Origin of the sequence: Brakhagea baltica (genome assembly GCF_052161605.1) — a bacterium.
Lineage (GTDB): Bacteria > Planctomycetota > Planctomycetia > Pirellulales > Pirellulaceae > JBKCUI01.
This window is the reverse complement of record NZ_CP197409.1, coordinates 2,990,902-3,010,848: the sequence shown is the minus strand read 5'-3', so window position 1 is coordinate 3,010,848 and position 19,947 is coordinate 2,990,902. Positions and strand designations below refer to the sequence as shown.

Below are 19,947 nucleotides of genomic sequence, written 5' to 3'. Positions count from 1 at the left end.
TAGCAAACGTCACTTCTTGAGAAGTTTTGTGATGATTTTTTAGGTGGTAAATGACCAAAACCACCGACCGGTTTCAATACCGCAACTTAGCTTAAAATGGCTGGCTGGCAGAAATGTCGGTTGGTCTAAGCATACACAAGTGAAGGGTTTGATCCTGGCTCAGAATGAACGTTGGCGGCGTGGATTAGGCATGCGAGTCGCGCGAGAATGTAGCAATACAGGAAAGCGGCGAAAGGGAGAGGACAACATGGGAATCTGCCCGGGGGTCGGGGATAGCGTCGGGAAACTGGCGGTAATACTCGATAATGTTTACGGACCAAAGGTTTACTGCCCCTGGATGAGCCCATGCCCCATTAGCTAGTTGGCGGTGTAATAGACCACCAAGGCGATGATGGGTAGCTGGTGTGAGAGCACGACCAGCCTCACTGGCACTGAGACACTGGCCAGACACCTACGGGTGGCTGCAGTCGAGAATCTTCGGCAATGGACGAAAGTCTGACCGAGCGACGCCGCGTGCGGGACGAAGGCCTTCGGGTTGTAAACCGCTGTCGAGGGGGATTAAGGGCAACTTGAAAGAACCCTGGAGGAAGGAGAGGCTAAGCTCGTGCCAGCAGCCGCGGTAAGACGAGCTCTCCAAACGTTATTCGGTATCACTGGGCTTAAAGAGTTCGTAGGCGGCTTTGTAGGTGGGGTGTGAAAGCCCTCGGCTCAACCGAGGAATTGCGCCCCAAACCGTAAGGCTTGAGGGATATAGGGGTAAGCGGAACAGATGGTGGAGCGGTGAAATGCATTGATATTATCTGGAACACCGGTGGCGAAGGCGGCTTACTGGATATTTACTGACGCTGAGGAACGAAAGCTAGGGTAGCGAACGGGATTAGATACCCCGGTAGTCCTAGCCGTAAACGATGAGCACTAGTTTGAAGGACTCTCACAGTCTTTCGAACGTAGCGAAAGTATTAAGTGCTCCGCCTGGGGAGTATGGTCGCAAGGCTGAAACTCAAAGGAATTGACGGGGGCTCACACAAGCGGTGGAGGATGTGGCTTAATTCGAGGCTACGCGAAGAACCTTATCCTAGTCTTGACATGCTTAAGAACCTGACTGAAAGGTTGGGGTGCCCGCAAGGGAGCTTTTGCACAGGTGCTGCATGGCTGTCGTCAGCTCGTGTCGTGAGATGTCGGGTTAAGTCCCTTAACGAGCGAAACCCTTGTCTCTAGTTGCCAGCGCGTTATGGCGGGGACTCTAGAGAGACTGCCGGTGTTAAACCGGAGGAAGGTGGGGATGACGTCAAGTCCTCATGGCCTTTATGACTAGGGCTGCACACGTCCTACAATGCAACATACAAAGGGAACCAAAGTCGTGAGACCAAGGAAATCTCATAAAGTGTTGCTCAGTTCGGATTGCAGGCTGCAACTCGCCTGCATGAAGCTGGAATCGCTAGTAATCGCGGGTCAGCATACCGCGGTGAATGTGTTCCTGAGCCTTGTACACACCGCCCGTCAAGCCACGAGAATTGGGGGGGCCCGAAGTCGCTGAGCGAACCGCAAGGACGCAGGCGCCGAAGGTCAACTTGATGATTGGGACTAAGTCGTAACAAGGTAGCCGTAGGGGAACCTGCGGCTGGATCACCTCCTTTCTAAGGATTTTGATCGGCAACTTGTTGCTGATCGTAATAGTGAGCACAAAGTCTTAAGAAGATCAAACTCGTCTAAACTGGCCTCACGCCAGGATGAAAAACACCGGATTTCAATATAGAAGACCCTGGTTGATGAAAGTCAACCAGGGTTTTTTTATGCAATTTCAGGACGGAATAGGTCGTATAAGACTTATGGGACCCATCGGATTTATTGGAATACGAGTTATCTCCAAAGCTGTTGAGTAAGTCAGCCCAATTGATGATTCATTCTCGGCGTGGTTTAATGATATCCAATCAACTTGGTCGCAAGGATCCCGTTGACTGGTTTGTTCCGTAACAGCTATAGGGTCGAATATGCAGAGCGATTTTGGGAACGGGTTTAGGGTAGGGGGAGGTCGATTCCTCGAAGCGGGCAAGCGATTCCCTGGTACTGTTTGGTGTCTCTTGACTCTTTTAGCTACCGTTGTTGGTCTAATCGGGTGCAACGGTGGAGGTTCAGGAGCAGGCAAACGAGAATTTATAAGTGTAGGCACCGCCCCTGCGGGGGGGGCGTTTTACACTGTGGGGAGTGCGGTTTGCGAGGTCGTCAACGAGAATCGAGGTGATTTGAATTGGCGAGTGAACGCGGAATCGACCGGTGGCTCGATGGAAAACATTCGTCTGCTAAGTCAGAACAAGCTTCAGTTTGCGATGTCCAATTCCTCGATCACGTATTTTGCGGTACGCGGTAGTGAAGGCTGGGAGAAGAAGCACGACGTTAAGTCTGTGATCACATTGTTTCCCAACATTGCTATGTTTGTAACTCTTGCCGACTCTCCGATTCAAAGCGTAGGCGACTTAAAGGGTAAGACGGTTTTCCTTGGGCCCGAAGGTGCTGGCTTCGAATTTTTCGTCAAGCCACTTTTGGCTGCTCATGGTCTGACACTTCAAGATATAGACGGACGGTTTGGGAGTCAGCAGAGTGCAGTCGATCTTTTGGGAGATGGTGCTGTCGCAGCGGCAATGATGGGCGGCGGAACGCCAAACCCAGCCATCTCGCAGCTTGCTCAGGCGAATTCGATTCGCTTGATTCCCTATGACGAACAAGCGAAAGAGAAGCTGATCGCCGAATACTCGTTTTTTGAGCCAGCGGTTATTCCCGCTGGTACCTACAAGGGGGTAGAGAGCGATTACCATGGCTTGAATGTTGGGTCGGCTCATCTTATCACCCATGAATCCGTTGACGAGCAAACGGTTTATGAGTTCGTAAAGCTGATTTATGATCAACGTGGGAAAATTGCGGAACGTCACCGAGCAGCGTCTAACATTCGACCCGAGACTGCTGCGAAGCCGAATGGGACCGATTATCACCCAGGAGCGATCCGTTTTTTCCGCGAGTCGGGAATTTGGCCGGAGACTAACGAATAACAATGGCTGCTGAGTTGCCGGTGGATGCGAAGGGGGCGGGTTTTTCAAGTGACATCAAGGAGCCGAACGCTAGGCTTTTGAGTTGGATGACTCCGTTGTCGTTTGCGGTTGGAGTTGCTCTATCGTTATTTGTTTTGATCGAAGTAAACTTTTCGATCCTAACACCACTGAGGCAGCTTTCGCTCTTTGTCACTGCAGGGTTGGTTCTTTGTTTTCTTCAAGTTCCGCTGCATCCGAAGCTCCGGCATAATCTAGGGGCGCGGGTTGTAGATTGCATTTTGGCGGTGTCGTCTGTGGGCTGTTGTGTTTACCTCTTTGCACAGGGGGCATCTTTAGGTCAGCGGGCGGCGGAATATACCCAAAGCGATCTTTGGGTTGGTGTTCTGGGGATGGTTTTGGTCATTGAGGCCGCGCGCCGAACCGTTGGTTGGGCGTTGCCGGTGCTTGCGATCCTTTTTATAGCCTATGCTCACCAAAGTATTTCGCAGTCATTGCCCGAGTGGTTGTTTCCTCATCGCGGCCAGGATTGGGAAGACTTAATTGGTCAGACCTACCTAAGAACCGAAGGAATCTTTGGAACGGCGGTAGGCGTCATGTTCCGATATGTATTTCTGTTCGTGCTATTCGGAGGTTTTTTGCAAGCCAGCGGAGCGACCTCCTATATTATCGGTCTAGCGATGCGGCTTTTCGGAAATCGAGCGGGCGGTCCAGCCAAGGTTTCCGTGCTCGCTAGTGGAATGATGGGGTCATTGTCTGGAAGTGCTGTCGCGAACGCTGCGACGACGGGTACGTTTACCATTCCGTTAATGAAGAGTATCGGTTTCAAACCGCACATTGCCGCTGGGGTCGAAGCGGCAGCATCCTCAGGGGGAGCTTTGGTGCCGCCGGTCATGGGGGCTGGCGCTTACATGATGCTCGAAATCATCAATCGCGACCCGGCAGTCACTTATCTGGAAGTGCTTCAATCGGCATTGATTCCCGCGATTTTGTACTATCTTTCCATCTTTTTGCTCGTCCATTTCTATGCTCGACGAATTGAAACCGAGCGGGATAAAGCCGAGGCTTTGGTGAAAGCTGCGGACGTTGATAAGCCCGAGTTGCTAGCGGATCTTTATCAGAATAGCGGGGCTGGCAAGCAAGACGCCTTAGCGGTGAATCCAGGCGTTACTCCGAAATTTTTTTCGATCGAGGGGTTGGCCTTTTTTGGTTCTCTCGGAGGGTTGATGGCCTTTTTGCTGGTGGGGTTTTCGCCGTTTCGCGCGGTGACTTACGCGATGGCAATTGTTCTTTCTTTTGTTTTGATCAACCCAGCCACTCCAGTTCGAGTCGGCGACCGAGTCCGAGCAATTCTGGCTTGGGGGATTCTGACGGTGTTGGCGCGGTATTTCGCTCCCGCAGTAGCCAATTGGGGGGACGCGTTAATTTGGTCGATGGCAGGTCTCATGCTCATCGGTTTGTTCGCTTCAAGTTGGCGCGGCATGTTGAGTGATAGTTTTCGTTCCACTGCCGAGGGTGGGCTGCCTCTTATTGTTGCTGCTGCTTGCGTGGGGATTGTGATCGGTCTTGTATCGCGAACGGGGATTGGCACGGGAGTCCCTCAAGCGATCATCCCACTAGCGGGCAGCAATCTGTTCCTAGGTTTGGTGGCAATCATGTTTTGCTCACTGATTCTAGGTATGGGGTTACCATCGGCTGTTTCGTATCTGTTGTTGGCAACGATAATAGGTCCAGTGTTTGCAGACCCTTCGCTCGGAGTACCGATCCTAGCGGCTCACCTCTTCATTTTTTACTTTGGGATGATGGCGATGGTGACTCCGCCTGTGGCGTTAGCTGCTTATGCGACGGCTTCGATCGCCAAGGCAGATGTAATGCGGTCTTCTGTAGCAGCGTTTCGTTTTTCGCTGGCCGGTTTCACCCTACCTTTTATGTTCGTCTATCGTCCGGCGTTGTGCTTGATGGGGGAAACCGGCGGTCCGCCTCTGCTGGGTGATGTCGTAGTGGCTGTCCTCGCGGCTGTGATCGGGATTCTAGCGCTGGCATCAGCATTGGCTGGATTCCTGTTTAAACCTCTTAGCAATGGACAGCGAGTTTTGTTGTTCGTCGCGGCGGCATGTGCTTTGTTTCCCGATCAATTCGGTCTCTTTGGAAATCGTTTTCAACTCTTTGATGGTATTGGAGCTGGTTTGCTGGTTGTGGTTGGTGTCTGGAATTACCGCAGTTCGAGCGAATGACGATTATTGTATTTGCGGAATTGGTCTTGGTTAGGGAACTTGCCGTCGACATCATCCATGGCTTGCGAGGCATGGCAACGTGTATCTTGATGTAGATCGCGTTACCGTTTAGGGGACTAAATGTATTTTGATATTCAAGTCAACGGTGCGTTCGGTGTTGATTTTAACGACTCGAAGCTGACTTGCGAAAAATTTCAATCGGCGGTGGACCGTCTTGTCGCGATCAAGGTCAAACGCTTCATGCCGACCATCATAACCGATGATATTGATACGATGTGCTCGCGCATCCAACGTATCTCCAGCTTCGTAAACCAATCCTCGACTCTCTCGGAAATTATTGCTGGAATACACGTCGAAGGACCGTTTCTGTCTCCCGCCGACGGCTTTCGAGGCACACATGCAGCTCATGCCATTCGCGTAGCGAACGTCGCAGATATGGGGCGAGTACTGGATGCCGGGCAGGGACTCGTTCGATTGGTAACGCTGGCTCCCGAGCAGGACCCAAAACTCGAGGTGCTTAAGTTTCTAGTCTCGCGTGGTGTCAAAGTCTTTGCCGGGCACACGGACGCTTCGATCGATTGCTTGATCGAGGCGGTTGACTGCGGACTGTCCGGCTTTACCCATCTAGGAAACGGTTGTCCGCTCGAGATGCATCGTCACGATAACATCATTCAGCGAGTGTTTTCGCTGAGCGATCGACTCTACATTTCCTTGATCGCAGATGGCGTGCACCTGCCGGTTTGGCTGCTCGAATCGTGGCTTAAAAAATTGCCTCGCGAAAGAGTCATTTTGACAAGCGATTCTATGAGCGCAGCCGGAATGCCCCCCGGAGAGTATTGGATCGGGGGACAACCGATTCTTGTCGACGAGGACCGACGGACTCGGCACCGTGATCATCAGTACCTCGCCGGCTCTGCATCGACCATGCTCGATATGGACCGAATTATTTCTCCATTGCCGTTTAGCGAGTCAGCAAAACGGGCGTGGCTCTTCGGCAACGCCAAAGCACTGTTTAGCTGAGCTGCCGCGAATACTCTTAATTGCTGGCCTCAGTTCTCGTGGTCTGGGCGGAAAGAGAATTGGCACCTTCCCGACACAAAAGATCAGGAAATGCCTCACTAGCCGGAAACCTAACGATCCGCCGATCAAGTCGGCGGGATTCTAGGGGCATAATGGGCAATCGTTTGTTTAGCGAGGAGCCTAACGATCCGCTGGACGAGCCAGCGGGATTCGCTTTCGAATCAGCCTGCGTTAGTCCGGTACTTTTTCATTTGCCCGTCACTTTACTGAAATAAGCCGAAACAACCTTGAATATTAGCCGTCCCCGAATTTTAGTTCAAACACAAACACTTGACGATTAGAAGTTCGATTAGAAGTTCGAAGTCTAGTGAACTCGTTGCCCAGGAACTGCACCGCTATCGACTCCGAGCAGGAAGACCTCGGTTCCGCCTGAACCAGCGGCTGTCACCATACCCTCGCTCAGCCCGAACTTCATTTGGCGAGGCTGCAAATTGGCGACGATGACAACCAGCCGACCGAGCAATTGCTCAGGGGTGTAAGCAGCTTTGATGCCTGCAAAGACGGTTCTCGTAGTATCTCCGCCTAGGCTTACCGTTAGCTTGATCAGCTTGCGAGCCTCAGGCACCTCTTCCGCTTTAATGACTCGCGCGACGCGCAAATCAACTTTGGCAAAATCATCGATGGTGCAAACCGGGGCTAGCGGTTCGGCAGCCAAGGCATCGCCGGAATCGGTTGGTAAAGTGCTTGGTGTGACTGGCGTTTCTGAAGCGGCGTCTGCTGCTGGCACCTCGGGCTTGCTGTCTTCGATCATCATTTGAACTTTCTCTGGTTGGAGTCTTTGCATTAAGTGTTGGAATTTCGAAATGGGGCGGCCCACTAACGGCTTTTGGATGTCGTCCCAGGATTGGATCGGGGATTGCAATAGCTCGCCGCACTGCGTCGATAGGCGAGGCAGAATCGGCGTGAGATAGATGCACAATTGTCGGAAGAGGTTCAAAACAACCGTACAAACATCCTGTAATTCTTTTTGTCGCTCAGGATCCTTTTTGAGAGTCCATGGAGCAGCATTTTCTACGAACGCGTTGGCTTTGTCCGCAAGCTCCATGATCAATCGCGTTGCCCGTGCGTAATCCAGTTGGTCGTAGGCTTGGGCGATCTTTTCGCCCGCTTCTGCGGCTTCGCGGAACAAACCGCCATCCTCAGGGTAGGTCTCCGACAGCCCGACCGCCTCGATGAATCGTGCCGTGCGGCTCGCTAGATTGACCAACTTGCCAACGAGATCGGAATTAACCTTGTTGACAAACTCGGTCAGATTCAGATCGATGTCGTCCAATCGAGGGCCCAGCTTGGACGCGTAGTAGTATCGCAAGAAGGATGGATCCAAGTGTTTCAAATAGGTCGACGCATTGATTTGCGTCCCCTTTCTCTTAGCCATTTTCTCTCCATCCACGGTCAGAAAGCCATGGATGTGGACAAACTTGGGTAGCGAGTAGCCTGCCGTCTTGAGAACTCCCGGCCAGAACAAGGTATGAAAATACGTAATGTCTTTGCCGATGAAATGATGAATCTCGGTATCGTCGCTTTTCCACCAATCGTCGAGCGATTCACCATGCTTCTTGCACCATTGCCAAGTCGAAGCGATGTATCCGATCGGTGCATCGAACCAAACATACCAGTAATTGCCCGGACTGTCGGGGATCTCAAAACCAAAGTAGGGAGCAGGCCTAGATACGTCCCAATCTCGAAGCGGCTTTCCAAGAAAATGCCCCTTTAGGTAATTGGCTACTTCGCTCTGCAGGTGTTCACTGGACTGTGTCCACGAGTCTAGAAACTCGTGGAGCATCTCCAGCTTGACGAAGAGGTGCTTAGCGGTCTTCTTCACCGGCGTGGAACCGCTCAAGGTGCTGATAGGATCGATCAGATCCGAAGGGGCATAGGTCGCTCCGCAGGCCGAGCAGTTATCTCCGTACTGATCGGTCGCTTTGCAGTTGGGGCAAGTTCCCTTTACAAAGCGGTCTGCCAGAAAGGTGCCTGCCACGGTATCGAATAGTTGCTCGACATCATCCTCGACCACTAACCCGGATTGGCGGAGCGAAGCCCAGATTCCGTTGCAAAGGGTCCGATTTTCTTCTGAGTTGGTGCTCCCGTAGTTATCGAACGCGATGTCAAAGCCGGCAAAGTCCCGCTCGTGGGCCGCTTGCATCTCTGCGATCCATTCTTCTTCGGGACGGCCTTCTTGCCGAGCACGGATCATGATGGCTGTTCCGTGGGTGTCGTCCGCGCAGATATAGATGCATCGGCGACCGGTCAGTTTTTGGAAACGGACCCAGATATCCGTCTGCAAATATTCCACGAGGTGACCGATGTGGATGTGCCCGTTGGCGTAGGGCAAGGCCGCGGTTACAAGAAGCTTTGGTTGGGACATTCGATCCAGGTGGTTGCAGTACGAAATGAAAAGGGGGACGAATCCCCCCAAATACCCCGGTATTCAAACGCCGATTGTAGCCCTAGAGCCCCGTTTCAGAAATCGCTATCCCGCAACTTGCGTTTTCCATTTTGCGGTGAGGTCGTGAATTTCTTGGAGGATCTGAATTTGCTCTGAGGTAAAGCCACCGAGGGGCAGCCGCTGGTGTCGTTCCGCTTCGGTTTCATCGCCCAAACCCGCATTGTGCTGGGCTTTTTCGAGAATCCGCTGACGCAGTTCGGGTGCATTGGTGATTCCCTCGAGCCAGCCACTATGGGCACCCATGCTGCTGGCTTCGCTGGTGCTGCCGCCACCGGCAGTGCTGACGCTCAAGTTGGCGAATCCGAACCAACGCTGCAACGGGCCTTGGACAATATTCACGTTCTGAACATTTTCAAAAGTGATCGTCGTCTCATGAATCGTCCAGATGCCTCGTCGAACTCTCATGCTCCGATCCGAAAGGACGTACCAAGTCGTATCGTAAGCAAGGTGGAGAGCGATGTAGGCGATAATGTCTGGTAGCACGATTAACGCCAACCAGAGCGGGGCTGTTATTAGTCCCCAAATCGGAAGAGCAACCGAGAACGCAATCCAGACCGCAATGAAGAAGATATCCAGAATGAGGCATACAATCCAAAACTGAAATTTCTTGTAAGCCAGGAACGACGGTGCCGGGCGATGGTACTCGACATGCTCTTGGTCAAACGCTGGCAAATTGGGTGGTTGTTCGGGAACCAAGAAAAATCTGGTCAGCAACCCCCACACGCCGGAATAGCACCACTGGCTCACCCGTTTCGCTGTTGAAGAATCGTTCATGCCTGTCCTCCTGATTGCTTCGGTGCGGCGGACTGTTCGGCAAGTGACGCTAGGTTGTCTCGAATACCTTGTAGCAGCTCGGTGACTTGCTCGGAGGATCCGGCGATCTCTGTTCCGGAATCGCTCGGGCTCGCTGTTCTATCGACGGTGTTGCCGGTTTTGGCTCCTCGTGTTCTTTCGTACAGCCAGTCACGCAGTTGGTCTGGAGCCTGAACTCCTTCGACCACAATTTCTGGCATCGAGTTACCAGAAGCGGTCTGGATACTTACGCTGGATATTCCAAGCCAGCGTTGAAAGATGTTATGCGAGACGTGAATGTCCTGAATTCTGCGGTAGGCGACAATAACTTCCTTGCGAAACAGCAATCCAACGCTCATGCGAATTCCCGTCTCTTGTAGCTCGTATCGCAGCGTTTTGAAGCGAATCCACATGATCGGAAACGTGATGAAGATCACCGGAAATCCGATCAAGCAACTGAGAAAGTAATAGGTAAGAAGCGGTTGAGACGGTGTCTCGATCGACGGCTTATCTTGGGTGGAATGCGTAGTGCTCATCGATGCGAATCACGTCCTTTTCGAGTCTTAGAAGGGTTAGCCAACGTCTGTTGACTGGTCTGAATTAGGGACTGAACTAGCGGAGCCGATTTCCATGGCCGAGTCGTTTACTTTTGATCGGCTTTCCGAATCGCTAGTCACTGGGTCGAAATGGTCGTACTCAGTCCGATCCACTTCGCGTCTTAAGATCAAATAGATAGAGGCTGCTGCGCTCCAAAAAAAGCTGACCGCGAAACCCGCTAGGATCAGATTCGGAACGCCGTTAAGCACGTAGGATTGCGAGGCGACCATCTCCATCGATGCCCCCATATCAAGCCCTGCGATCAACAGAGATTTGCCAACCCAAATGATCGATCCGAATATCTGCCCAGCTCCAATGCTAAGTAAATGAAACCCAGTGATCAGCAACAGGAATAGAAGCGGTCGTTGGAAAACGTAAGCTGCCGATCGAGATACTCCGTCAAACGCATCTGCTCTCCGCTCGGTCACTATCGAACAGACCGAGAATGGAAAACCCAGCAATGTGATGGCACAGACCCAAGCGACTCCCAGAACGGCGAACATGATCGGAATCAAAAGCACCCACGCGATAGCCCCACCCACCCAAGGTAGCCTGGAGATCACCCCTACCAAGAACGGGAACAACATGACAATGACCAACGCGCAAGCCGGCATGGCCAGCGACCACGCAATCGACTGCCAACGTTTGAACACGATCTGAAAGGTCTCCATCCATGGCATGGTGCTCGACGTACCGCATTCCACGACGGTCCGTCGCGTCAAACAACCCCCAATGAATCCCCAAATCGCGATAAGGCACCCGACGTAGGCCAGCGCAGTTGCCGTCAATCGTAGTGTCGGTTGGCTTAGCCACGTGTTCAGCGGTGCCAGATAGTATCCCCAAACGTTCAAGAAATAAGGCGCGGCTGATGGTTCTAGCCCGCCAATCGGTGACAAGTTTAGAAAGTTGGGTTCCAAATTGGCATGCATGGCCGTTTCAGGCACCTCAGGCTGAAAGACCCAAAACAAAGCCGCAAAACAAACTCGCGACAAAACGATACCCGCGCAGCAAAGTAAAATGTGCGAGGCACGCCACGACAAATTCAAAACCGGAGAGACAGCTCGCCACCAGGGAGCAGCCCGGTACCAATCGATCGCAACGCTTGGAGTCCCTACACTGCCTGGAGGAAATTCATTCGGGAGTTGGTTGTGCTGATTCATTGTGGTTGCTCAAGCTCTCTAGAAAAACGCCAAGTTGGATTAGCGTTAGTCGAATCGCCATTCTCGCGGCGGTGGGGGAGGGGGATTGGAATCCTCGTCGTCTTCTGGTTCGGAACTCCCCGAAGGAATCCCAATCTCCTCGGACATCCATCGGTTCAAATCCGCCAGCCGGCATCTCTTGGAACAAAAGGGCATATCGGGAGGAATCGGATCGGCGCTGAACGATTTGCCGCACGTTGGACAACTAACGATTTGTGACTTGGAATTCATATCTGCAAAGAATACCCCATGAACCATCTAATTGGAAAGTGGATTTCCCCATCCTCCGACCGGTTCCGCCACAATCACTCGCGGTCGCCCACAAACCTTGGCAAACAACAGCGTTAGAGTTCGCTCCGAACCTGGAGTCGTCGGCAGATCCTTTCGAAGCTTGTCCAAATCGACCGCTACACCTCGGCTTTTAAGCTCCCACACCCCAACTCCGGCCGATCTGGCATAAGCCCGCAATTTCTTGGCATCCATCGTCAGGAGATCGAGACTCCGAAACCAACGCACCATTCCGTGCGGATGGCACGCGTTTGCGGTGAAATAACCTCCCGCCGAGTCCAACATTTGGCACCCAATTCTTTCTGCCAATAAACCGGAAACCCTAGCCGCCCTCAGACCGGGGTCGTAGTCTGCAACAAATGCTGCTACGTCTGTGGCAAGGGATTCTCTGGAACAGGCTGTGTCCAACTCCGATTGCAGAAATACCTCGTGAACCCACGTATTCCCCGACAAAACACTTACAACGATCGACCCTCTCGGCCAGCGTTCCAGCCCCCAAAGCCAACGCTGCTGCCTTACCGAGCGGTCCCTGGAGAGAAACCGAACCACCTCGGGCAATATTTCCAGCTCGCTCCAGGGTGTTGCAGGCGCGACCTTAATAGATGAGCCGCCGGCCTCCTCGACCAACCGCCTGACAGTCGGCCAACTGGGTTGCAGACCTTCCACGGCCGTGACTCGCTTGCCGGTGGTCCGCCTATCGGGGTCGATGTGCAAATAATCGTGCGCATGAAGCGTTACCTCTTCGGCCAACTGACAACTGCTTTGGATCGAGCGATTTTGGAGCTTCGCATTGGCCTTTAACAAGTGCACCGACGTGGCTGCTGCGTCGATGGCTCTCACCGATTTGCACCGCGCCGCTAAAGCCAGCGTGTCAGCTCCCGCACCACAACAAATGTCCACGACCTCAGCATGGCTGGGAAAATCTGCCGCAGTTTCGTTGGCACACCAGCGATCACTAGCTTGCTCCAAAAGCGTTCGGGTCCAAAACCAATTATGCGATTCCGGAAATTTATTCTTGGCTAGAGCCGCAAGCTCCCCTTGCTCACGCAGCAGCCTCATTCGTCTTTTGCTTTCGAGCGAGGTCGGCTCGGCTGTCGCAATGCTTGTGACTTCGTTCGTCGCATGCATTCTTTGCCAAATCTGGATGGTTTCGTCGCAGGCCAACCATTCGTAATCTGATTCCTCAAACATCAACCGCTATCTGCTCTCTTCCCAGAACGCTGCACCAAAACAGAGGGGGATTGTAATCCATTGATAGAACAATCGAAATATCAACCAAGATCCCCCATGATGGCACGTAGTCGGCGGAGAATACGACTGCGAGCTTGCCGTACTGATGCCGGAGTCATACCCAATCGCTCGGAGACGGACTCTGTAGACTCTCCTTCGATCACCGATCGCCAAAAGGCTTGCCAGTGAGTGTCCTGGAATTCGTTTCGGACCATGCTAGTAGCTCGGCGCAACGTTGTGTTCAACAAATCACTTGTGCTCGGCTCTGCGGGTGCATCCGCAATCTGCTCTAGCGAGCGAGCTGCCGTGCTGCCACCCACGGCCGAGGCTTCGCCTCTTTCCCGACGATATCGATCGACCCATTTGCGATACGTAATCTTCCAAAGCCAACCACGAAAAGATCCTGTCACCCCATCTCCGCGAAACGTATCTAGCGACCTCGCGGCCGCTTGGAAAACATCCTGGGATAAATCATCGGCCTCATGGGAATCGCACCCCAAACGCCTAGCCCATGCGTGCAGAAGTGGGGTGTAGATATGCACCAATTGCTCCCAAGCGTCAGCGCTCTGCGATCTCGCGCTGGCAAGCAAACTGTTTCGGGTCGCGTTCGAAGATTCCATAAAAAAGCAGACGTGGAAAAATTATGTCACACACCACCCGTCCTAGTATAGTGTACAAAATAAGACATCACGAATACAAAGGCTTTTCCGTGGTAAATCCAACAAGTTTGCAGACGGAGTGCTGCAACGAAGAAACCCTTCAGGAATACTGGAACGGACGAATCTCAGACGACCGAATCGCTGGGATCGAGGCCCATCTGGCCGAATGCTCGCGATGCGGCAAACTGCTGGCGGAAATCGAATCGCACGCTCAGGCTGGCGATCTGGTGAAATCGCTTCGCATCATGGCCGAGTCGAACGACATTGCCGAGTCAAACAATACCGAACGACCAAGCTCCGAGAAACAGATCGGCCCCTATCGGTTGCTAGAACCGCTCGGGCAAGGTGGTATGGCAACCGTCTTTATTGCCGAACATACCAAATTGCGCAAGCCCGTCGCTTTGAAGCTGGTGCGATTTCCTAAACACCAGATCGACGCGCGAGCCCGCTTCGAAAGAGAAATTCTAGCCATCGGTAAACTCCATCATCCGTCGATCGTTTCGGCGACTGATGCTGGTCAGGATGGGGATCTGCAATACTTGGTAATGGAGCTCGTTCGAGGGCTCGATCTGTCCCGTCTCGTGCGGCGGCTTCCAGCACTCTCGGTACCGGATGTCTGCGAGATTGGTAGGCAAACAGCCATGGCCCTGGCTTACGCACACGCCCAAGGATTCGTTCACCGTGACATCAAGCCCTCCAATATCATTCTGGATGAACACGGTTCGATCAAGGTACTCGATTTCGGTCTGGTCATGTTTGACCAATGGGACAGTGCCATCAGCGAACTGACCACGGTGGGACAGTTTCTCGGGACCTTGGACTATATAGCTCCAGAACAAGCGGAACGATCAGGTGGTGTCGACCATCGAGCGGACCTGTACGGCCTCGGTGCCACCCTCTTTCGTCTCCTTTGCGGTCGAGGACCGCTGTCGGTTTCGCCCAATATGACACCATTTGCCAAGCTCAGACTATTGGCCAATCACGTTCCACCTAAGCTCCAGGAGTTCCGGCCTGATGCGCCGGCTTCTTTGTGTGATTTAGTGAATCGGCTATTGCAGACCAACCCGACCGATCGTCCAGAAAGTGCCGAGCATGTCGCTGCCGAGCTTGCCCCCATGTGCGGCAATGCCAACCTATCGGGCCTGATCCAAACCGCAATGAACACCGAGGAGCAAGCATCATTCGAACCTCCCGATTCGAGAATCGCCCCCTGGTCAATGCCTAGCGATTCGAGAACTCCCTCAAGCGATCCCGTAAGGAAAGCCAATCCAGATTCCTCTAACCGGTCAACAGGGGGAGGAAACCGATTTGCAAACTGGAGCAAGTGGATCCTGTCGGCCTTGGCCGGGTTCGTTTTGTACGGGGTGATCATACGCTGGGAGACCAAGGAGGGGCAACTGGTGGTCGAGTCCGACTTGAGCGAGGGGGATATCAAGCTGCGACGCATCGACGATGGCTCAGAACAGAATCTTAAAATCGAGACCGGCAACACCGTCACCAAGCTGCGTGCTGGAGAGTACCAATTGGAACTGGCTAGCAGTAGTGATAACATCTCGATCGAGAACGGTAGCTTTGTAATCGCTTCGGGGCAGACGGTCATCGCCAGAGTGCGACTAGAACCGTCGACACCTATCGCTTCCGACAGCTCGCAAGGTTCTCAAGAAGAGGATTCCATCGAGCCGCTTTACGATGGTTTACCGTTATCCGAATTGCTCAAATTAGTACGTCGAGAGAAGTCTCACGAAAAGTGGAAAGTAGGAGTCATCGGTGCAACCGCTTTGCTCAAAGATCAAGCGGATCAGGAATTGTTCGAGGAGCTTTATGGGACACTTCGCGAGCGCGAGGAGTTCGAACTTATGGCGCAGTGGCGGGACCCTCGTATTGATACGGCAATTGTCGACGAGGTCAAAGTAACGCCGATTACCGAGCGTGCAGCATTATTGCGCAAGCTAACGTTTCGTTTCGATTTAAAATTTCTTCCAAAGACAATCGAATGGGTTTCGCAGCAGCACGACGAGAACGCAACCGATGCGCAGGAATTATTTCTTGCAATGCTCAATATTCGACTAACCGAAAAGTCTAATGGTTTGAGGGAGTTGAGTATCCCCCCCAATGCACTCAGTGTATTCTCGCGATTTGCAGCCATGGAATCACTAAAGCCGTCGCTGGCGCATCTTTACGATGATTTGGCTGTAGAATGTAGGGATACTTATGAAACGAAATCCACCAGCTACCTAGGTGACTATGACAAACGTGCAGCCGTTAGGTTGTTAACGGGCAACCGTGGCAGTTTCGGATCTCGTGTTTGGGCCATTCACCGATGTATACAAAGCCGCAATCCTGAGCTACTCGACTTGGCTGGTAAAAAAATTTCGAGTCTATTGGCAGAGGTTCCCGATGAGATCGGATCGAAATATGCGTATTCTATCAGGATCCCCATTTCCGATACAGGTGGGCCATTCAGAGATTTGCCCGCGTACCAGTTGGCAAAACTAGCATCATCCGTTCCGCCCGGATGGAAATCCGAGCCTTCCTTTTTCAGGACCGTGGTTACGCTTTGGCCATTAGCTCGGGATGCTTGGGAATTCTACGCTTCAAATGAACCCTCCGCTGGACAAATTAAAAATAAAATTGATCGAAGATGGGCTCCAAGCGATCCCCTCGGATTGCGAAGTGACAGCATGATGGACATGGAAAACATTGATGTATCCGAGTCCTACGCCCAAGATCGAGTTTTGGTTTTTCTCTTAACGATTATGAGTGCCCATGCGGATAGAACTGTTAGCGAGAGAGACCTACCTGACTTTGTAAAGTGGTGCGACTTTGCAAGCCGATTTGGCAGCGACGATATCACCACAGCCAAACTAAGCGAGGAGCAAGTCGATGCAATCAAGCAAGAACTCAATGTCAAGTCGTTGCCAGATACGCTCAACCTCAAATATTTTATCTCTCTTTCCCATCCGCAGGGGCTGTCCTTTACAACTAGTTCGGCTGCAAGCGCTAGAATGCGAGATTGGGTGAGGAAAAAGATTGAACCCTTTGATATCAATAAAGACGGAAGGCTGGATCCGGTAGAACTCAGAAATTACGACAGCAACTTGCAAATGTCGGACGTCGATATCAATCGCGATGGGCTTGCTGATGTCGATGAGTTAGTTCGTATTCGTATGCCGCGATAGGTTTTTACAATCAGTCTCTGCATAGAGCTGTCTGGATACTCTCGGGACCTGGCTGATGACTCATGCCGAGCCTTATCAAGGAGCGAAATACGATCTTGCAAAACGGTGCTATAATGCGTGGCGGTACGAGTCCTTTGACTTTCAAACTTTACCGTTAATCCAATGTTCACCACCATCGAGATTAATCGAATTTCACGCCTTCGAGCGAGGATCTTAACCGTAACCGGAGCGATCGGTATCAGCCTTGTGCTCGCATATTTCGCTTGGTTGGCATGGGTTCGTGATTTGATCATTAATTGGTCTGAACGCAACTTTGGGCAGCTCGCAGCTGACTTTACGCCGCCTCTATTAATCCTTCCCGCTTTCGCAATTATGCTTGCTGCGTGTTGGTGGATTGATAAGCGGTTGGCCACCATTGGGCCTTTTTGCCCTGCGTGCAAGTCAGATATTTCCAAATCCACTCGTCGCGTACTCGCTTCGCGTTGCTGCACATCATGTGGAGAGCAAATCGTCGAGGGAAAGCGAACCTATGGGAAGAAAGTCTTAGATCGCTATTACCGAAGAAAGCAACTCCGCTTTCTCAAGTACTGGTTATGGGGATGGCCTATAGGTGGTTTGGTTTTACTTGCATTGCACGGGCTAGCTGGCAGCTTGCTTGCGGAGTGCCCTCAAGCGTTATTCGTGCCAGGCTTGATTGGGACATCATCATGCGCATGGGCTCTGATTCGTACGAGACAGCTAAAGCTCCTTCCTCTGTTCAGTCTCTCACTACTGGTTTTGTTGCTAAGCGTTGTTTAATCGCTGTGAGCGGATTACTATCAATGTTGCCAAGTGCGGTAACAGCAACTAAGCGGCGGGAACGGCAGTCGCTACGAAGATGCTAGTGTCGTGTCTGAGTGTCTTGTCCGGATGGTCAGGCTTGATGGCATCGGAAATGGTATATTTTCCTTAGATCTAGTTTTGTTTCGCGAATCCTTAACGATAGCCATGCGATTTCGAAAAGCGTTAGTGACGGGAGCTACGGGATTTATTGGCTCCAATCTCGTGAAACATCTTCGAAGCTCGGTCGACGTCGTCTATGGTTTTTCTCGTTCGGAGACCGGTGATAAAAAATTGATCGAAACGGGAGTTGTTCCGATTCGATTTGATCTTGAGAAGCCGGAGCAAGTGCAGTTTCCCGGTGAGATTCGAGAGGGATTGGACGTTGTGTTTCACCTAGCGGGGAAGCTTGCTGGCACGCTCGATAGCATGCTGCAAGTTAACGAAAAAGGCACGGAGCGATTGCTTCAAGTGTTGAGCGAACATCATTGCCGCCCCATATTTGTAGCGTTGAGTTCGATTGCGGCTGCTGGTCCTGCCAGGCTTGGAGAGGCTCGCAGGGAATCCGATTCACCCCAGCCTGTTTCCGACTATGGACGCAGCAAATTGGCTGGGGAGCGAGTGGCGGCCAGTTATGCGGATAAGTTTCCCGTGTCCATTGTGCGACCGGGCATAGTATATGGCTCGGGTGACAAGGAGTTTATTCGACTTCTTCAGTCCATGAAGCGGCTTTACTTGAATCCTATGATAGGCCGTGGGCAAAGTCCGCTATCGTTTATTGAGGTCGGTGAGTTGGTGCAACTACTGTTGCTAGTGGCGGATAGAGGTGAACGGGTTCAGGCGGCGAATGATGACGGCGATTCCATTGATGGAAAAGGGGTGTATAACGCGAGCACTGAGGATGCCCTTTCTTTGCGAGATCTCGGGAGGCTGTTTTCCAGTACTCTCAATTGCCCCGTGCTTTCCATCCCTTTCCCTAAGACGGTTGGATTTGGGCTTGGGTTTGCCGGAGAGATTTTTAGTTCCGTGACGAAGACACCGCTGACCTTGACTCGAGATAAGATTCGCGAAGCTAGTGCAGCGAGCTGGCAAGTTAACTCGGAAAAAGCGGTTGAGCAATTGGGTTGGCAGCGATCTCGGACAGAGGATTCGCTAAGGAACTGGATCCTGCAAGCCCTCGAGCTAGGGCTCTTGTGAGAAAGGTGTAGCACTTCACGGCTGGAGACGCCCGGGCCTATTCCAACCCATTGTTCAGTGGGTGATACATGGGAGGGGCTTGGAGAAAAGGAGCTTGTGGGTAGTAATCATCCTGGGTCGGAGATAAGGCGTTGCCGGGGCCAACTCCAAAAGGGCCTACGCCATGCATAGGCCATCCGCCACCGGGAAAATAACCGTTTTGGGGTAAGCCCCCTGCACCTGCACCGGGTGGGAGAACCGAACCTGCAGGGTTTGGTTGCTGAAAACCTGGCATTCCCCAGGGAAGGAAGCCAAGCCCGCCGCCGACAACTTGCGGTAACTGCGGTCCCCACATTCCATAGGGTACGGCGAAAGGGCGATTGGGGAATCTCCACTCGCCATAGGGCCGGACGGGTGCGCCCCATTGTTCTACGGAATGGTAGTTGTCGGAGCTAAAGCCGGCTTGCAAAGTGCTGCGAGTGTGTCGATAGCCCGACCTCATATAAGCGGGAGTCTCGTAGATCGGGTCTGGCGAGGCTACAGCGAACTGGTCAACCCGGTCTCCTTGTGGGGAATGTGTGTAAGTCGATGGCAGAGTAGTCCAGTCGACCCGGGGCGATTTTTGTGCCACGCGAGCGTTCGAGGACTGCTGGAAGGGTGTCGTTTGGCGGGCGATCGGCTTTACTTGATCGTTGGTCGTGTGTGAATTATTTTGAAAATTTTTCTCAGGTGACGGAGATTGCCCCATCGCCGGAGAGTCCGCAAGAATACCCATTGTCAAGACAATCAGGCTTAGTGCGGTGACGCCGTGATGAAGTTCTGTGTTTGTGTGTAATGGTATCTTGTTCATACCCTCATGCTAATTAACCCTGCGCCATCGCAAAGAAAAACCGGACTTGAGCCAGAATGTTTGCGTGGTGCGAGGCTGTTCGTATCGGTTAAATCAATTGGTCGTCTGGTATCTCAGATAGAGCAATTCTGGCCCAAATGTCCAAGGAGGAAGACGCGTGGAAAACGTGGAATTAGCATGGAATATGAAGAATCGGCAAAAAAGTTTTGTTGTGGGGCTTGCTTCTGGGGATGAATGATGGCATATTTCTCTTATCAGTGAGCGGCTCAGCCAGCTCGCTATTGGTGGTCGCTCGCGAGCGAGCGAGACCTTGCAAAACATTGAACTTCCCCACTCAGCTGTGATCGGATTTCGGGC

Annotated in this window: 14 protein-coding genes and 1 rRNA gene; 7 read left to right on the top strand and 8 right to left on the bottom strand. The window is 52.3% G+C overall.

The window, feature by feature from the left end; all coding sequences use genetic code 11:
- Positions 1-136: 136 nt before the first annotated feature.
- The 4 genes from SH449x_RS11160 to SH449x_RS11145 all read left to right on the top strand — a co-directional run bounded on the left by SH449x_RS11160 (position 137) and on the right by SH449x_RS11145 (position 6,295).
- Positions 137-1,637 (top strand): 16S ribosomal RNA (locus SH449x_RS11160).
- Between the two features lie 354 nt (positions 1,638-1,991).
- On the top strand, positions 1,992-3,044 hold the full coding sequence (locus tag SH449x_RS11155; protein ID WP_482381415.1) for a TAXI family TRAP transporter solute-binding subunit: 1,053 nt from the start codon (positions 1,992-1,994) through the stop codon (positions 3,042-3,044).
- Positions 3,045-3,046: 2 nt separating this feature from the next.
- Positions 3,047-5,275 carry a TRAP transporter permease gene (locus tag SH449x_RS11150; RefSeq protein ID WP_482381414.1) on the top strand — a complete coding sequence of 743 codons (2,229 nt, stop codon included), beginning with the start codon at positions 3,047-3,049 and terminating at the stop codon, positions 5,273-5,275.
- 120 nt (positions 5,276-5,395) lie between these two features.
- Positions 5,396-6,295, top strand: a complete 900-nt coding sequence (locus SH449x_RS11145) for an N-acetylglucosamine-6-phosphate deacetylase (protein WP_482381413.1) — start codon at positions 5,396-5,398, stop codon at positions 6,293-6,295.
- 364 nt (positions 6,296-6,659) lie between these two features.
- Here SH449x_RS11145 and metG read toward each other — a convergent pair whose 3' ends face one another.
- From metG to SH449x_RS11110, 7 genes are all read right to left on the bottom strand, one after another.
- Positions 6,660-8,720, bottom strand: coding sequence for a methionine--tRNA ligase (metG, locus tag SH449x_RS11140; protein WP_482381412.1), 2,061 nt, complete (start codon positions 8,718-8,720; stop codon positions 6,660-6,662).
- Positions 8,721-8,825: 105 nt separating this feature from the next.
- Positions 8,826-9,575, bottom strand: coding sequence for a PH domain-containing protein (locus tag SH449x_RS11135; RefSeq protein WP_482381411.1), 750 nt, complete (start codon positions 9,573-9,575; stop codon positions 8,826-8,828).
- Positions 9,572-10,129 (bottom strand): PH domain-containing protein, encoded by a 558-nt coding sequence (locus tag SH449x_RS11130; protein ID WP_482381410.1) that lies wholly within the window; start codon positions 10,127-10,129, stop codon positions 9,572-9,574. The genes SH449x_RS11135 and SH449x_RS11130 overlap by 4 nt, the downstream gene beginning before the upstream one ends.
- A gap of 36 nt (positions 10,130-10,165) precedes the next feature.
- Complete coding sequence (locus SH449x_RS11125) at positions 10,166-11,350, bottom strand: hypothetical protein (protein ID WP_482381409.1); 1,185 nt, start codon at positions 11,348-11,350, stop codon at positions 10,166-10,168.
- Between the two features lie 45 nt (positions 11,351-11,395).
- The gene (yacG, locus tag SH449x_RS11120; RefSeq protein ID WP_482381822.1) at positions 11,396-11,545 is read right to left on the bottom strand and encodes a DNA gyrase inhibitor YacG; all 150 of its coding nucleotides are present in this window, start codon (positions 11,543-11,545) and stop codon (positions 11,396-11,398) included.
- Between the two features lie 102 nt (positions 11,546-11,647).
- Positions 11,648-12,868, bottom strand: coding sequence for a class I SAM-dependent methyltransferase (locus SH449x_RS11115; protein WP_482381408.1), 1,221 nt, complete (start codon positions 12,866-12,868; stop codon positions 11,648-11,650).
- 80 nt (positions 12,869-12,948) lie between these two features.
- The gene (locus tag SH449x_RS11110; RefSeq protein WP_482381407.1) at positions 12,949-13,527 is read right to left on the bottom strand and encodes an RNA polymerase sigma factor; all 579 of its coding nucleotides are present in this window, start codon (positions 13,525-13,527) and stop codon (positions 12,949-12,951) included.
- A gap of 89 nt (positions 13,528-13,616) precedes the next feature.
- Between SH449x_RS11110 and SH449x_RS11105 the strand changes: the two genes are divergently transcribed.
- The 3 genes from SH449x_RS11105 (at position 13,617) to SH449x_RS11095 (ending at position 18,761) form a co-directional block, all read left to right on the top strand.
- Positions 13,617-16,745, top strand: coding sequence for a protein kinase domain-containing protein (locus SH449x_RS11105; RefSeq protein ID WP_482381406.1), 3,129 nt, complete (start codon positions 13,617-13,619; stop codon positions 16,743-16,745).
- A gap of 162 nt (positions 16,746-16,907) precedes the next feature.
- A complete protein-coding gene (locus SH449x_RS11100; RefSeq protein WP_482381405.1) occupies positions 16,908-17,543 on the top strand; it encodes a hypothetical protein in 636 nt (211 codons plus the stop codon).
- Between the two features lie 90 nt (positions 17,544-17,633).
- Positions 17,634-18,761: an NAD-dependent epimerase/dehydratase family protein gene (locus SH449x_RS11095; RefSeq protein WP_482381404.1), complete on the top strand. Its 1,128-nt coding sequence runs from the start codon at positions 17,634-17,636 to the stop codon at positions 18,759-18,761.
- 37 nt (positions 18,762-18,798) lie between these two features.
- Here SH449x_RS11095 and SH449x_RS11090 read toward each other — a convergent pair whose 3' ends face one another.
- Positions 18,799-19,590 carry a hypothetical protein gene (locus tag SH449x_RS11090; RefSeq protein WP_482381403.1) on the bottom strand — a complete coding sequence of 264 codons (792 nt, stop codon included), beginning with the start codon at positions 19,588-19,590 and terminating at the stop codon, positions 18,799-18,801.
- Between the last annotated feature and the right edge of the window lie 357 nt (positions 19,591-19,947).